Annotated in this window: 20 protein-coding genes; all 20 read right to left on the reverse strand. The window is 67.9% G+C overall.

Features of this window, described 5'->3' with window-relative positions:
* The coding region (locus GJ693_RS00405) for an outer membrane protein (protein ID WP_156254358.1) at positions 1-782 on the reverse strand (782 nt) is incomplete at its 3' end.
* A 149-nt stretch (positions 783-931) separates the two neighbouring features.
* Positions 932-1,420 carry a DUF2793 domain-containing protein gene (locus tag GJ693_RS00410; protein ID WP_156254359.1) on the reverse strand — a complete coding sequence of 163 codons (489 nt, stop codon included), beginning with the start codon at positions 1,418-1,420 and terminating at the stop codon, positions 932-934.
* Between the two features lie 16 nt (positions 1,421-1,436).
* Positions 1,437-3,236 carry a phage tail protein gene (locus tag GJ693_RS00415; RefSeq protein ID WP_197041842.1) on the reverse strand — a complete coding sequence of 600 codons (1,800 nt, stop codon included), beginning with the start codon at positions 3,234-3,236 and terminating at the stop codon, positions 1,437-1,439.
* A 357-nt stretch (positions 3,237-3,593) separates the two neighbouring features.
* The gene (locus tag GJ693_RS00420) at positions 3,594-4,016 is read right to left on the reverse strand and encodes a peptidoglycan endopeptidase (RefSeq protein ID WP_156254361.1); all 423 of its coding nucleotides are present in this window, start codon (positions 4,014-4,016) and stop codon (positions 3,594-3,596) included.
* Positions 4,017-4,026: 10 nt separating this feature from the next.
* Positions 4,027-4,827 carry a DUF2163 domain-containing protein gene (locus tag GJ693_RS00425; protein ID WP_156254362.1) on the reverse strand — a complete coding sequence of 267 codons (801 nt, stop codon included), beginning with the start codon at positions 4,825-4,827 and terminating at the stop codon, positions 4,027-4,029.
* A 3-nt stretch (positions 4,828-4,830) separates the two neighbouring features.
* On the reverse strand, positions 4,831-7,191 hold the full coding sequence (locus GJ693_RS00430; protein WP_156254416.1) for a DUF2460 domain-containing protein: 2,361 nt from the start codon (positions 7,189-7,191) through the stop codon (positions 4,831-4,833).
* The gene (locus GJ693_RS00435) at positions 7,191-7,763 is read right to left on the reverse strand and encodes a tail tape measure protein (RefSeq protein ID WP_156254363.1); all 573 of its coding nucleotides are present in this window, start codon (positions 7,761-7,763) and stop codon (positions 7,191-7,193) included. Before GJ693_RS00435 ends, GJ693_RS00430 begins: the two co-directional genes overlap by 1 nt.
* Complete coding sequence (locus tag GJ693_RS00440) at positions 7,753-7,944, reverse strand: phage tail assembly chaperone (RefSeq protein ID WP_156254364.1); 192 nt, start codon at positions 7,942-7,944, stop codon at positions 7,753-7,755. Before GJ693_RS00440 ends, GJ693_RS00435 begins: the two co-directional genes overlap by 11 nt.
* Positions 7,944-8,246, reverse strand: a complete 303-nt coding sequence (locus GJ693_RS00445) for a GTA-gp10 family protein (protein WP_156254365.1) — start codon at positions 8,244-8,246, stop codon at positions 7,944-7,946. Before GJ693_RS00445 ends, GJ693_RS00440 begins: the two co-directional genes overlap by 1 nt.
* On the reverse strand, positions 8,243-8,650 hold the full coding sequence (locus GJ693_RS00450) for a phage major tail protein, TP901-1 family (RefSeq protein ID WP_156254366.1): 408 nt from the start codon (positions 8,648-8,650) through the stop codon (positions 8,243-8,245). The genes GJ693_RS00445 and GJ693_RS00450 overlap by 4 nt, the downstream gene beginning before the upstream one ends.
* Positions 8,651-8,667: 17 nt before the next feature.
* Positions 8,668-9,054 (reverse strand): DUF3168 domain-containing protein, encoded by a 387-nt coding sequence (locus tag GJ693_RS00455; RefSeq protein WP_156254367.1) that lies wholly within the window; start codon positions 9,052-9,054, stop codon positions 8,668-8,670.
* Entirely contained in the window at positions 9,051-9,275 is a 225-nt protein-coding gene (locus GJ693_RS00460; protein WP_156254368.1) for a hypothetical protein, read from the reverse strand. Before GJ693_RS00460 ends, GJ693_RS00455 begins: the two co-directional genes overlap by 4 nt.
* Positions 9,272-9,604, reverse strand: coding sequence for a phage head completion protein (locus GJ693_RS00465; RefSeq protein ID WP_156254369.1), 333 nt, complete (start codon positions 9,602-9,604; stop codon positions 9,272-9,274). Before GJ693_RS00465 ends, GJ693_RS00460 begins: the two co-directional genes overlap by 4 nt.
* Positions 9,605-9,609: 5 nt before the next feature.
* Positions 9,610-10,155 carry a head-tail connector protein gene (locus GJ693_RS00470; protein WP_156254417.1) on the reverse strand — a complete coding sequence of 182 codons (546 nt, stop codon included), beginning with the start codon at positions 10,153-10,155 and terminating at the stop codon, positions 9,610-9,612.
* The gene (locus GJ693_RS00475; RefSeq protein ID WP_235902513.1) at positions 10,155-10,436 is read right to left on the reverse strand and encodes a phage fiber-tail adaptor protein; all 282 of its coding nucleotides are present in this window, start codon (positions 10,434-10,436) and stop codon (positions 10,155-10,157) included. Before GJ693_RS00475 ends, GJ693_RS00470 begins: the two co-directional genes overlap by 1 nt.
* A gap of 57 nt (positions 10,437-10,493) precedes the next feature.
* Entirely contained in the window at positions 10,494-10,862 is a 369-nt protein-coding gene (locus GJ693_RS00480; RefSeq protein WP_156254370.1) for a hypothetical protein, read from the reverse strand.
* Positions 10,863-10,893: 31 nt separating this feature from the next.
* Positions 10,894-11,076 (reverse strand): hypothetical protein, encoded by a 183-nt coding sequence (locus GJ693_RS00485; RefSeq protein WP_156254371.1) that lies wholly within the window; start codon positions 11,074-11,076, stop codon positions 10,894-10,896.
* 12 nt (positions 11,077-11,088) lie between these two features.
* Positions 11,089-13,875: a hypothetical protein gene (locus GJ693_RS00490; RefSeq protein WP_156254372.1), complete on the reverse strand. Its 2,787-nt coding sequence runs from the start codon at positions 13,873-13,875 to the stop codon at positions 11,089-11,091.
* Positions 13,875-14,105 carry a hypothetical protein gene (locus GJ693_RS00495; protein ID WP_156254373.1) on the reverse strand — a complete coding sequence of 77 codons (231 nt, stop codon included), beginning with the start codon at positions 14,103-14,105 and terminating at the stop codon, positions 13,875-13,877. The genes GJ693_RS00490 and GJ693_RS00495 overlap by 1 nt, the downstream gene beginning before the upstream one ends.
* Positions 14,105-14,683 (reverse strand): hypothetical protein, encoded by a 579-nt coding sequence (locus tag GJ693_RS00500; RefSeq protein WP_156254374.1) that lies wholly within the window; start codon positions 14,681-14,683, stop codon positions 14,105-14,107. Before GJ693_RS00500 ends, GJ693_RS00495 begins: the two co-directional genes overlap by 1 nt.
* Positions 14,684-14,749 lie beyond the last annotated feature (66 nt).

A 14,749-nucleotide genomic window follows, 5' to 3' on the forward strand; every position in this document is an offset into this window, starting at 1 on the left:
GGCGGGGGCGGCGGGGGAGGCGGCGGCGGCGGCGGCGGCGGCGGCGGCGGAGCGGCCTCGAAGAAGTTGTAGGTCAGCGTCAGCAGCAGGCTGTGGCTGCGGAACTTGTTGGACACCGGCAGACCATTGGTCGTGAAGGTGTTCACGCCGCTGACGTTGAGCCAGCGATACTTCAGGCCGATGTCGACATGATCGCTGATCGGCTTGTAGACGCCAGCGAGCAGGTTCCAGGCGAACGAAGTGTCCGAGTCATCCTGGAAGGACACACCCGGCACGCGCAGGGCGGCCGACTGCTTGACGCGGGCGATACCGGCGCCGCCACCGAAGTAGCCTCCGAAATCATTGCCCTTGCCACCGAAGTCGAACAGGCCGTTGACCATGAACGCCAGGGCGCTGGCATTGCCGCCAGCGTTGGCATACTGGCCCGGGCCCGGGCCGCCAACAACGTTTACGCCAGCAGCCGTCGTGTAGGGGATCGGCGGCGGAACGTTCAGCACCGTCGATTCGCGGTTGCGATCGCGGATGTAGTTGAGCGCGAATTCGGCGCGGAAGCCACCGAAGTCATAACCGATGTTCCCGCCGACGTCATAGCCGGGGAAATAGGTATGCGCGATAGCGTCACGCGTGGTGGTGGCACCGTTGGCGGTCGAAATGTCGAGGCGCTGCTTCTGCAGCAAGTTCACACCCGCTTCCAAACCAATATACCAAGCCTTGTCCTTCGCAGACGCGGCGCCCGAGAGCGCCGTCGCAGCGAGGGCCAGGCCGATCGCAAACTTGCGCATCGTCTTCCCCTTTATGCAGCACCAGCAAAATTCTGGCCTCAGCCTGTTCTTTAGCGCTGCATGTTGCCGTCACGCAAGTCTGGAGTGTGCAAGTTTGTGGCCGATGGGCAACAGGTGCGGCGTGAAAATCGGCCAAATGTCGCGGCTTGTCAGGCCAGCACGCCCTGTTGCCGGAGCGCGGCGATGAGCGCCGCGATTGCCGTTCGCGCTTCGCTGTCAACAGTGCTGCCACCCAACGGAGCAGCCACGCTGGCGGGCGTCGCGGCCAGCACGGAACGGCCAGCAATCGACAGGCCCGCCACCGGCCAGAGCGACTGCCAGCCAGCACGGTACACCAGCACCAGCGCTTCATCGGCAACCAGCGCGATCTGGCCCTCGATCGGCGGCTGCGCCAGCCAGCCATTTCCTTGCCAGTGCATCAAGGTGCCGGCGGGTTGACCCCAGGCCGCGACACCGGCCGCAGGAACGATGTGGCACTGCCCTGATGGCGGCGAAGACGGCGGTTCGGCCAGCGTGCGCGACGCCACAGCCAGCGCCACAAGACGCTCCAGCGCCATGATGGCTTCGTTGTGGGTGACGTCCTTCTGGGCCTGCCCCGCTGCAATGAGCGGCAGAATAAGGCGTGCAGTCTCGGGCATCGGTCAGCCTCCTGGTTCAGGGAATCTGCAGGGTTGCGACCTGGCCCAGGGTCGAACCAAGCTGCGCAACATCCAGCCAGATCGGTCCGGGCCTGTCGGGTACGACCCAACTGGTCTCGTTGATCTCTGCTTCAGCCAGCACCCCGGTCGCGTCGTGCAGCTTTACCCGAAACGCCAGCCGGGCCTCGCCGATGGGCACATCCGCCAGGTCGGGCCACCCAAACCCGGCGCGACTTTGGGGAGTCCATGTCAACAGCAGCTCACCGCCCTGTCGCCGCCATGAGAGATGAACGGGCGGCAGTGGACAGATGCCGGCGCCGCCCAGCATGGCAGACACGGCCGGGGTAGCGCCGTCACCTCCGCCTGTAGCGCGGATCAGCACGGTCTGGCCCAGTCGTTCCAATGGCATTGGCAGCGCCAGCATCGCACCCTGGTCGAGCAAGACGAAGCGTTCGCCAACCGCATGGCTGGCCGCTGCTTGTTCCGTTCCGCGCCTGCCTCGCAACAGTCCCGACAAGCGGAACAGACGGCTGCCCAGTGCTTGGGCCGTGGTGAACTGGATGATCTCAGTTCCCAGCACAGCCATGTTGGCGCCGGCCAGCACCGAGGCTTCGCTGCGGCTCTCAAGCCACATGGTGTCAGCCAGCATCTCGATATCGACATGGCCAAACCGATCCCATCCGGCCGCGCTGGCTGGCGCCAGAATGGACTTGGCTGTCCCTATCGGAACGGGTGCTTGCAACTGGCCCACCGGATCGTAACTGGCGCCGTCGTCAAAGCTGATCGCGACCCCCGACCGCTTCCAACCGGGCATAGCGCCCGCGCCGGCCAACCACAGCCGGGGGCCGTCAGGAAGCTCGCCAGGCAGCGGCGGCAGATCCAGAACGGCCAGGCTGGTGGGCCCGGGCGCCTGATCGCCTTGGTCCAGCACACGACCGGGGTCGCTCGGCAGTGGCTGCAGCGGCGCTGCACCAACCCTTGCCATCTCCAACGTCAGCACAAAGGCTTCGAAGCGCGTTTCACGCACCTGCCAGTCCAGCCCCTCCAATCGCAGCACGTCGCCAGGGGCAATGCCAAGATAGCGCCACGGCAGCCGCAGGGTGCGTCGCTGACGTTCTGCGGCCAGGCGCAACATCCGGTCGCTACACAGTTTCTTGGCGGCCGTGGCGGACAGCGCCAGCGGCAGACCATCACCGTCCACCCGCACGCCCGGCCGCAGCCGCGCCCGCTGCAGACCGGGCTGGTAGTCGCGATCAATGTCATAATAGCCCAGCTCGATGGCGTCGGGCGTCGCACTGGCCGCGGCCCGACGCTGGCGTTCACGCGCTTGCTGGCGGTTGCCAGGCCGGGCGTCGACGGCGCCGGCAGGATCGATCAGCATCGGCGACTGCCCCGGCCCGACCAGCGTCTGACCAGCCGCCACGACGCCGCCTATTGCCTTCAAGGTTGGGGCCAGCACGTCAGCCAGCGAGGCAGCCGCGCCGACATAGAGGCCGGCCACGTCAGGAAAATCGCCACGCATCGACAGCGGGATGGCGACCGACGCAGCCAGATCGGTCAGCGCCGATCCGAGCGCCACGGGACCATCATCGGCGATGATTTCAAACGCCAGATTGGGCAGGCGATTGCCGAATTCGGCCAGCGGCAAATCCTCGAACACGGCATGGGCAAGGCCGCGAAATGCCGGTGCATCGCCCTCAGCAGCTGCGATCAGCGGATCGACGGTCTGGCGTTCACTGCCAGTGTGCAGCCGCATCGTCACGGGCTGCAACCATTGACCGCCAGCGTCGCGCAGCAGCTTGCCATCGGCCCACACCCGGCCTATGCCGATGATGGGGCGCCCAGCCAACAGCACGGCAAAACTCGCTGAATAGCTGTAGCTGGTGGTGGCTGGGCCGCGCTTGCCACCGCCGCTGCGCGTGGTCGACTCCCGGATTGGTGCGGCCCACACGACATTGCCACTTACCCGCATACGGCCACGAACCACCGGGATCGGCTCACCATAGCTGGCCGCCTGGATTTCAGGATTGGCGAGGCGCGGCCCGCTGCGACTGCCACCGCCAAACAGGCGGCGATCAACGGCACTGCCGAGCAATGTGCCGACGATGCCGCCAATCGGGCCCAAGACGACCCGGCCAACAAAGCCCAAGACCAGAGTTGCCATGGTGAGTTCCTATCGCAGGCCGGGCAACGCCCAGCAGGCCGCCACGGGCCAATCATCTGGCGCTGGCCCCTCAACCACCCGGCCCAAACCCGCATGGGCGTGCAATATGCCGCGATCCGTGACGAGCGCGAGGTGGCGATGACCGGGTGCCAGCGCATATTCGATCAGGTCTGCTGGTTGCACGCGCCGCACCCGGCGCAGGCCAAGCCGGCATAGGGCATCTGCCAACAGGGCATCATGATCGCCGCCAAGGGCATAGGCCGGCACCGGCCCGAGCTGCAGTCCGGCACCAGTTGCGGCCAGCAATGCAACGCCAATGCAGTCAAGCCCGATGCCGACGTTGCGTCCTTGCGGGTGGAAGCGGGTGCCCAATCCGGCGCGCGCAGCGGCAATGGCCGCCTGCCGCCGTCGGGTCAGCCGCGCCACAAGCATGGCCCCTTCCTCAGATGGCATAGCGAGTCAGCAGGTCGCCGCCCGGCACATGTGGTTCGCCGCGGAAATTGCGGGCATTGGAAAAGCGGTCCCGGCATGTGGCAAAGCGTTTGTCGCAGCCTTCCCGCACCATCACCCGCGTGCCCGGCGCCAACTCCAGCGGTTCATCGAGCAACAGCCAACCGGCGTCTTCGGCGAGCAGACGGCGCACGAGCCCGGCTTGTGGACCATCCATGACCGCCAGTTCGCCCTGCACGTGATCGCCCGCGACGATTCCCGCCAATTGCACCCGATCGGGAGCAGACGCCGACACGGTTACCAGCCGCTCGCGGTTGCGCAGGCTGACCCGGCAGCGGGCATCGCCCAACTCGGCCCGGCATTCGGGGGAGCAGGTTTCCACCGCGCTGGCAGCGAGCGCCGCACCCGGCCCGATCAATTCCGCCTGAAAGCCGGCATCGGCCCCCGTGCCGACGGACACATCACCAAGCGTGCCCTGCGCCAGCAGGTGCCGCCCACCATCCGGATCACGCCAATCGACCAGGTACAGCTGCAGCCGCGCGCCATCCCAACGCCCTGCCAGCAAGTCGGTCGCCGTCAGCGACCCGGCCGACAAGGCGCCGGACACTTCCATGTCATCCGCGGCCACCGCATCGCCCAGCACCACGGCCGAGGCCGACATGCCCGGGCGATGCGCGTGGCGCAGACCATCGACCAACAGTTGCTGGTCATGGCTGGTGAAGCCCAGTGCCACGCCATCGCGGCGCACCAGTCGCCAGCACAGCGCCAGGTGAGTGAGATCTTCCGCCAGCATGGATCACGCCTCCCGGATCTCGATCAACGGCACAGACGGCAGTTCGCCGGCGCGCCAGCCAGCGATCGAGACCTCGACGCGATCGGTGGCAAAGCGAACCGGCACGTCGAAGCGAAAGCCAGCTGTCACCGCCGCGCCAATGGCCGGCGCGTCGTCGAAATCGATATGACCGCCCGGTGCCAGCCGCCAGCCGCCAGCCTGGGCGACACCACCGACAGCCACTGTCAGCGTTTCTGGCCACGGGCGGGTGATGCGACGGACCTGTGGGGGCTCGTCGGGCAGCGCGGCATCGCCATAGGTCTTGATCAGCGCAAAGCGGGTGATACCGCCATCGCCGGTGCCCAGACGCTGGTCGAACGGCGTCGGGTCGCTGCCGGCTGCGGCCGAACAATTATCGAGCGGATCGAGAAAGCGGAAACCGTGCGCCTGCCCGCGCCGCGCACGGAAGAAGGCGATCAGGAGCTGCAAATCGGCCTCGGAACGGATGCCCAGCCCGGCATCATATTCCAGCCTTGCATCGCTCCATTCGGCGTTGCGTTGCTCGGCACCCGACCCGGTGACCACCACCTGGGTGGAGAAGGCCGGGCCGCCGGCAGCGCCAAAGCCGAGCTCAAGCGGGAAGCGCACGTCGTGGAAACTGGCCATGTCATCCTCCGGGCCGGCGTCATCGATCTGGAACGGGGTGAAGCCGTCACGGGCCACCTGCGGCCAGGCCCAGGCGAAGGTCTCTGCGACGCCCAAGGCAAGTGCGTTGGCAGCGGCATCAGCGACCAACGGCCACTGCACGGCAGCATCATCCTGGCTGAGCACAAAGCCGGCGAGATAGTGCTGGCGGGCGCGGGGATAGGAGAGTTGCGTCTCCACCAGCGACCGTCCGCGGGCTTGCCCGGCCTGATTGGCCGCCGTGACGAAGCTGTAATCCTCCAGCTGAAGCACATCGAAGGCGGGGAATGCCCAGGCCGCCGGCATGTTGGCCCGGGCCAGATCAGGCCGATCCGCGAGCAGCACCTGCGGCGTGTAGAACAGCAAGTGGGTGACAGTGCCTGGCGCTGCCGCCGTTGCCGCCGCCGTCAGCCCGGCCGTCGCTTCGGCGAGCCGTTCCCCGCACCAATCGAGATAGGCGCGGTCGGCAGCGGACTTTGCGCCGCGGATATCGGTCATCGCCGGCGCCGCACTGCCGCGCTCCGCCTGCCAGCGTGCAGTGGTGGCCGCATCATAAAGGCAGGGCTTGTTGTTCGGACCCACCCACCACCACGGCTCCCCTACCTGAAAAGCCGGATCAATCTCCGCCGCCAGCGCCAGTTCCATCGCAGCGCCTGCCACCGCGCGCAGCCAGGCCTGCGCGGCGGATTGGCAGGGCGACAGCAGGGCCGATGGTGGCGACCAACCCGTCAACCCGATCGCGCCGTCTGCATCGCGCTGCGCCCAGGCCGGTGGGCAATGCTGGGCCAGAAGTTCCATAGACAGCGACAGGATTGGTGCAAATCCCAGGGCGCCGGCGCGGGCGAGGAAATCCCGATGCCATGCCGTAGCCGGGCCGCAGAAAGGCCGCGCCGGATCAGCAACGTAGCCGCCCAGCCCGTCGGGCAGCAGCGCCATGAAATGGCTCATTCCGAGATAATGGGTAATGGCTCCGCGCCAGCCGAGCAGCAACGCCTGTTCGAGGATGCGCTCCGGCGTCTGGTTGTAGAGATCGTCATAAGCCATGCACAGGCGCAGCGGTTGCGGCGGCACCAATGGCTGCCCGGCCTTGAGCACGGCACCGGCGCCATCAAGCAGCAGAGTGGTCAGCCGCACCTGGCCACTGGCCACAACGGGCAGCGGCGCATCAACCCCGTCGTAGCCCGGCGGCACCAGGCTGATGAACAGCCGGTCGATATCGCCGGCCCAGACCGGATCGGCCTCCGTTGGCAGCAGGAATCCGCCGCTCAGCGCATCGAAATCCAGCGTGATTTCGGCATCTGTCGCACTGCCGGCGGCATAGTTCCACAGCCGCACATACCAGGTGCGCGGGACGCCGCCGGCATCGCGGCCCTCGATGGTGAGCACCGGGCCATTGACGGCATCCAGCGGCAACACTGCGCCCGACGATTGCCAACGGAAGCGCCACAGCAGCCCACGATAATCCTGTCGCGTCTCAAGCGCGCACAACGGATGGCTCCAGCGATCTGCTGACTCCCAGATCAGCCCCGCCAGATCGGCACGGCGCTGAAATTCCAGGTCCACCACCACGCTTTCCGGCCCGTCGGTGGTTACGCTGGCCATCATCGGGCGCGGGAAATCCACCAGCCACCAACGCGGATCGAACCGGCGCACCCAGCGCGTTCGGCCCTGATCGGCCGGGCCCGCCAGCCACCAGCGCATCATGTCCGCGCCCGTTCGAGCGCGCGCGCCACAGCGCGCGCCACCTGGTTGCCGGTCTGCTGCATGGTGGCCGGCGTCGCGTCGCGCGGGGCTGCGACGTTGACGGTGACATTGACCATCCGACCAGGACCGCCATTAGCTTCCACGCGTCCTGCGGCGGTCGGCACGAACAATTCCGGCCCGCGCTCGCCCACCATATAGGCCCGGCCGGCGGATACCGGCCCGCCGGTTGCGCGGCCCGGCAGGCCCAGCAGGCTGCCAACCAGGCCGCCAAGCAGACCCCCGCCGCCACCCAGCCCGCCACCGCCGAACAACCCGCCCAGATCGAGCCGAAGCGCGCCCTGTGCAATATCGCCAAGCGCGGACAGTGCCAGTCGCTTGAGATCATCAAAACCGAGCTTGCCATCCGACAAGGCCCGGCCCAATGCCCGCGACAGGCCGCTGCCCGCCCGGTCCAGTCCGGCGGCGAACGGACCATCCAGCGTGCGCTGGATGTCGTTGACGCCGGCCATGAAGCCGCCGGTATCGGCGCGCACGCGCACCACCAGATCCTCGATCGGTTCAGCATCCATCGGGATATTGCTCCATCAGGCCGGCCAGCAGACCGGCATCGACCGGCGCATTGGCCCGCGCCGCATCAAGACCAAGCGCCGTCACCAGCTCGGCCGGCGTCGCGGCCCAGAATTCTTCCGGGCGCCAGCCCAGCACGCGCGCCGCCACATGCGCGGCGTGGCGGGCAGCATCGGCAAACATCAGCGCCCGGCCAGGATCTGGCTCAGCAGCACGCGCAAGGCCGGTGTGGCGTTGGCGAGGCCGCCAGCCACAAGCGCCTCGGCAAAGGCGTCGCGCGGCTGCGATTCCGCCAGGCAGTGCCACAACAGGCCCACCATCTCGGTCAGGGTCAGTTGGCCCGCCGCCGCCCGTTCGCACAGGGCAAACAAGGGGCCCAGTTCCGCCTCGGCCGCCACCAGCGCCGCAAAGCTGGGGCGCAGGCGATAAGCCTGGCCGCCCAGCACCAATTCGGCTTCGCCGCGCACCGGGTTTGCCGGCCTCATGCCGCCACCACCGGCCCGCTGCTTTCCAGCTGCAGGCTGTAGGTGCGCTCGCCGTTGAAATCGCCGGCATAATCCAACCGGGCGATCTGAAAGCGGCCGGTGATCGTCTCACCGCTTTCGAACTGGACCTGGTAATCATCGATCTGGCCCGACAGCGCGGTGGCCTTCACCCGCTGTTCCGCACCCGAACCGGTGAACACGCCGGAGCCGGACAGCGACACCGAACGCACACCCGCCCCCGACAACAGCTCGCGCCAGCCACCGCTGCCCTGATTGGTCACCACCACGGTTTCGGTGTTCACGGTCAGCTGCGTCGTGCGCAGCCCGGCCACGGTGGCAAACACCGGCGGCGCAGCGCCATTGCCCACCTTCAACAGGAAGGCGGCACCCTTTTCCATCGCCATGTCTTGGCTCCTCTTGGTCAAATCTGCTCGGTGCGCAGCCGCATCTCGATCACGCCAGGGCGCCAGCCATCGGCCGGCGCATTCACACCCGCGCGCACCAGCCGGGCATTGACGATGCGATGCCCATCCCACACGCCGGCCAACGCCCGCAGCCGCGTCTCGGCAGCCCCCAACAGCGTCTGCAACCGCGCGCCGCCCGGCCGGTCATCCCAGATCGTCACCAGCACCCGGGTGTCATGCGCCACCTCGGTCTTGGTGCCCGCATCGGTCACCAGATCCGGCCCGATCACCGCATAGGGCGCCGCTGCATCGATGGGCGGGCCATCAAACACGCCGGTCAGGCCGGGCATGTCGGCCAGGGCGGCCACCACCGCCTTCTGCATGGCAAGTCCTGCCGCCATCATTCGTCTCCCGGCCACAGCAGCTGCGGGTCAGGCAGCGATATGCGGCTGCCACGCCGCCGGCTGGCGACACCCGGCCCCGACAGACGCACGCCGCCGCTTTCGTTGGTCAGCGACCCATATCCATCCCAACGCTGCTCCACCCGCCGCCGCAGCCGGGCTGCCGCCGCCAGCGCCACTTGCCGGCCGCGTGCGCTGAGGCGGGCCACAAGATCATCGCTCATGCCGGCTGCCCGTCACACCACAGCGTGGCAAAATCCCGCCGCCGTGGCTCGCGGTCGATCACGCGCACCGTCAGGATCTGGTCGCGCCACCGCAGCCGGACGGTCAGGCCAAGATCATCGCGATCGCGCAGCACCACCTGCCAGCGGCGATCTGACCGCACCGCTTCGCCGGCGACTTGCCGTGCCGCCGCACCATCGCGGTTCACCTGGGCAAACACGGTTTCCACCACCATCCAGCGGCCAACATCGTCGGCCGCGGCATCGCGCGCCGCCTGCCAGCGCTCGATCGTCACGCGCTCGTCCAGCGCGCCTGCCTGTTCACCATCCATCGCGCTCACCCCAGTTGCATCCGCCGCCACGGCCGCCACAGCGCGGCCACGGCAGCCGGCGGCGGGCCGGCATCGGCGGCATCGCGATGGCTGAACAAGTGGCTGACCAGGCGCACGATCCCGGCGCGCAGCGGTTCGGGCACGCCATTCCAATCCACGCCAATCCCGGCGCGAAACCGCGCCACCAGATTGACCGGCGTTGCCGTCGTCGAAGCCATGGGAATCTGGCCGATCAGCCGCACCCAGCCGGTGCCATCGGCGCCAATGTCGCTTTCCCACCCCGTTGCCAGCGCCTCACCGGCGAGGAACAACCCGCTGATCTGCTGCACCGGACTGGCCTGCAGCCGCTGCCAGGCCAGATCGCAGGCCAGCCGCTGCTCGCCGTTGCGTTCGATCAGCCACTGGCCAATGAAGGCCTCGCACAGCGCCATGGCGGTGCGGATATGCCCGGCCAGCACGGCATCCTCGTCATCGCGCTCAAGCCTGAGCGCCGCCTTGCATTCGGCCAGGCCCACCACCAGCGGGCCGACGTCCCCGGTCACGACCGCCATCACCGTTCCTCCACCCGCACCAGCAATGTGCGTTCATCGCTGCTGCCGTCCGACAGCGTCACCCGGTTGGTGACGCGATAGACACAGCCTGCCTCGCCGCCCGAAAGCGTGACGGCCGTGCGGCCGCCCTCAAGGCGCGCGCCAGACAGCGTCAAGCTGCTCTGCACCGGCACCACCTGCCAGCTCGACTGGCTGATGGTCCGCCCGGCCAGATAGCCGGCATCCCAGTCGACGGCGTGCTCGATCACGCCGCCCGGGTCCTTCAGGAAGATGGTCATCATCACCTCGATGTGGCTGAGGGTTGGCGGCAGTTCAGCGGCGTGCGGCCAGCCGCCCGCTCACAGCGGCGCTCCAATCTCCACCTGCCAACTGGCCACCTGAACGGGGCTGCCGGCCAGCAGCGGCTGCGCCGGGCAGGTGGTGACATAGAGCAGGCGCTGCCCCACGCCGTCGACCAGGGCCACATGATCAGCCGTGCCCGCCGCCTGCGCCACCAGACCAGTGCGCGCCGCCACGCTCAGCCGGCGGGTGCCGGCGCTGCCAGGGGCCAGGCTGAAATCAGTCGCTGCCATGGCCGCTTCGGCCAATGCGCCGGCCACCGCGGCTGCATAGCTGGCCGGCTGGCCGGCAAGCAGCAGCATGCGGTTGGCGTCGGCCACCACGGCCAGCGCCGCATCCAGCACATCGTTGCTGGCGAATTTCGCCATTGGCCTTGCTCCTTGGACAAAGTTTGCAGATTCAGCGTTCGCGGACTGGCAGCACGGGCGGGGCCGCCCGCACCGCCAGCGCAGGCACCAGGGCCAGATTCAGTCGACCGCTGCGCAGCACAGCGTCCGCGCTGGTCATCGGCAGCAGCGCAGCGGCCGGCGCGACGAGCGACGTCGGGCTTGCCATCAGCACGAGAAAATGGGTGAGGATCATGGGCGCACTCCCTCAACTCGCCGTGATCGCCAGCGCCTTCTCGCGCAGCACCGTCACGCCATCAGCTGCCATCAAACGAACCGAGACCGTGCGCGCCCCAGCAAACCTCTCTGTCGCCACCAACCTGGCATCACCCCGCGTCGTCACTGCAACGCCCGATGTGATCCCGCCCGTCGCCGGGTGGCGGTTGATGCCTTGCAGTGGGTTTCCGGCCTGGGCGATAAGGTTGGTGCCGCCGCGATGGTTCTGGTTGTCATAAAGCAGACCATCAAAGCGTCGTTCGTTCAGTGTCGCCTCGTCGGCCTGCTGTGCGATTGTGGCGAACGGCCAGTCGCGGGCATAATCCACGCGGGTCACACTGGCGTTGAACGCCGCGCCCGTGCTGGTCAGCACCGCGCGCGTCCCGCTCGCATCCAGCGCCACCGTAAAGCCGGTGTTGGTCCACGTGCTGCCGCCGTCCTGGCTGATCCAGAACAGCTCGGCGGCAATCGCCGCGGCGTTGAGCGTGCGCACCTTGCGGCCCAATTCGATCTGGATCGATGTGCGCGTGCCATCGGTAAACCAGGGCCCGATCACGCGCGGGCCGTGCGCCTTGATCTTGCGGTTGTAGAACCAGGCCACGCTGCGGCCCAAGCCGCGCCCGATGCGCGCCTGTCCCACTTCGTTCTGATCGCTCGACGGGCTGCCACCACCGCCCGCCGTCGCGTTGCTGTGATAGGCCGGGTGGAGGCTGCCGCTGTTCGATGCCAGATGGTCGCTGAAACAGGGCATCAGCACGCCGCGGCTGCCCAATTCGTCCACCAGATCAAGGCAGCGGCTGCGATAGTTGATCGCGCCATAGCTGGCCGCCTCAACCGACATGCGCCAGATCGGGAAAATCCCCCACGGCGCATTGGGCGCGTTGGGCAGGCGCGCATCAATCGCCGCCGTATAGGCCGCCCGCCCAGCCTGCGTCGTGACGATGGTGGGCCACATCATCAGGTGCACGTCGGCATGGCCACCCATCAGATAGCCATAATAGTTCATCACACCGCTGGCGCTGCCATCGCTGGCCCCGGGCTCGGCCAATGTCGTTGGCCCCATCAGCGTCCAGGAGGCATGGCCAGACGGCACGGCGGTGTTGTCGATCCAGTTCTGCTGCCCCACGCCATTGATCGCCATGTTGACGACGATCAGCGGCACGCCCGGGTTATGGACGTTCCATTCATTGGCCATGCGCACCAGGCCCTGCCCGACAGCGGGCGTGGTGCCACCGACCACCCGCCACCAGCCCGGCGTCGGCCGCACATAGCCACTGGACGTGCCGCCGCGCTGATCGTTCAGCTTGACCATTGCCGCCTGCACACCGGCACTGGCCGCCACGCCAAGCCGGTTGACGCCCGGCGCCGCATCAGGCTCACCCATGGCAAACTGCTCGATCCCGGACTGGCCATGCAGCCAGACAACCACGCCCACCAGCCAGTCGCCGCTGCTGGCCGCTTCCAGCGTCGTCAAATTGGCATCGCGCACCCGCAAGCGGTACGGCCCGCCCTCTGGGAGCGTGTCGCTGCAGGTCCAGTTGCCCGACGACAGCGTAAGACTGCCGCCCCAATCAAAGCCCGGCACGGCGGTGCCTGTCGCCTCCACCTCCCAGCGGCGCTGCAGCGCCGTGGTGCTCACCGCGTCATAGGTGCCGGCGAACGTCCTGGCCCGCGTGCCGCGCCCGCCGATGCCCTTCACCACATAGGGATTGATCGTCGGCGCGATTGCCCCCGCCGTCCAATGCGCCGGCGCGATGGTCGCTTCATCAACCAGGCCCGCGGCGTTGGCTGATCCGCCATCTGTCGGCACAAGATCAACCGAGGCCACCGAGCCGCTGTTGCTGAGGCCGGTGGCAAGATTGGTCAGCTTGTACCAATAGCGAACGTCTGCCTTGCCCTGCCCGCGATTGCTGGGAAGGTTGCTGTAAGGCAGTGTCCCCGCATTCATGTCGCTAACAAGCGTCGCATAGGTCTTGAAGGCATTGGCGCCGGATCCCGCCAGCGCCGCGATGGCGTCGTGGTGCGGGCGGCCAACGCCAGCCGCGCCGCTGCTGGGATTGTTGGCGGTGTCCCAGGGAAAATCCCCCACCACCAGTGCGACATGCTCCAGCACTGTGCCGACAACAGTGCGGATCGTACCGCTGCTGCCCTGCGCCACAAAGATCTGCGTCAACAGCCGCCCGGTCGTGTTGGTCAGCCAGTTGGCCGTGGTCGCGGTGGCCGCCACATAGGTTTCGGGCGTGCCGCCGTTGCGACAGATGCAGATGAAGTTTCGCCACGACGGGCTGGCATTGCTGCCCACGTTCATCACGCCATCGATGACCAGCACTGCTTCCGAAGCCAGCGGCGTGGCTGAAGCCAGCGGCAGCTGCGATTGCGTGGACGGCCAGTCGCCTTCGTTGGCCGCCGCGCTGGAGCCGCCCGAGCCGCCGGAATAGGCCGGCGTGCTGCTGCCGCTGGCATAGTTGATCCGGGGTCGGCGCTGTGTGGCGGCGACCGTGCTGTAGCCGGCCTGCGGGATGCGCAGGCTGGTGTCGGTGGTGCCACTAAACACCGCGGTATTGGCCGCGTCATATCCCAGGATCGCGGTCGCGCCGTTGCCGGCATAGCTGGTCGGCAGCCGCACCCAGGCTGCACGCCAGTGGCCAACAACGTCCGAACCGCTGAACGGCGCGCCGCCGAGGGCGGTCAGGTAATTGCGCTTGCCGGCGCCGGTGCCCTGATTGCTGCCGGGGATGCGCAGATCGCGCCCACCCTGGATTGCGACTTTGATCGCCATCAGCCGTTCACCACTGCCAGGCCGGCATAATCTGCCGACGGGTTGCTATCTTCCACGATCACGAAATAGGCCCCGGCCGGGGCGTTGACCGGCGTCAGCGTGCCAACCGTCTGCACGCCCCACACCGTCGTGACGCTGGTGGCAGTCAGGGCAAAATCGGGCTGGCCCGATACGGGCGGCACAAAGCGGCCGCTGCCCACGCGGCCAACACTGCCGGTCGCGCCGATCATCAGGCCACCGGCATGATGGTGAGGCTGCCATCGCTGGCGCCGTCACGGATGAAGCTGACGAATTGGCCGCTGGACATCCGCAGGTGGAATTTCTCGTCCGCCGCCAGCGGGATCGATCCGGGGCCCACGCTGGCACTCACCGTGCCGTCCCCCACCCGAAAGAAGCCGCGCACCGATGCGTGCAGCAACACCTCGCTCGCCACGATTGCCGTGGAGCGTACCTGGCCGGCTCCGGCCGTCGTCAGCCGTTGGCCGCTGGCATAATCATAACTGCGGGTGGTGGTGGCGAGCGTCTGAACCGCCACAGGCGCCCGCCCGGCTTCCAGCGCACCCAGCTTGGCGTTGACCGCAGCCAGGCTGGCTTCACTGGCGGCGCCAGCCGGCAATGGCAGGGCCGCCGCGCTGATCGCCACCGTGCCGGCCAGGCTGACCGGCAGGCGCGAACCCGCCACATCGGCCACGGCAATCGCCGTTTCGTCGGCGCCAAACGCCAGCTTGGCATAAGGGAAATGCACGCCGGCGATCTCGTCGGTGGCAAAGGCAATGCCGCCGGCCGGGGCGGTGATGTTGTTGGGCATGGCGATCTCCTGCCCGGCGGTGATCCGCCGAACCCTGTAAATCCTTGTGCGAAGCGAAGGTGGGCG

This window comes from Sandarakinorhabdus oryzae, assembly GCF_009733735.1.
Taxonomy (GTDB): Bacteria; Pseudomonadota; Alphaproteobacteria; order Sphingomonadales; family Sphingomonadaceae; genus Sandarakinorhabdus; species Sandarakinorhabdus oryzae.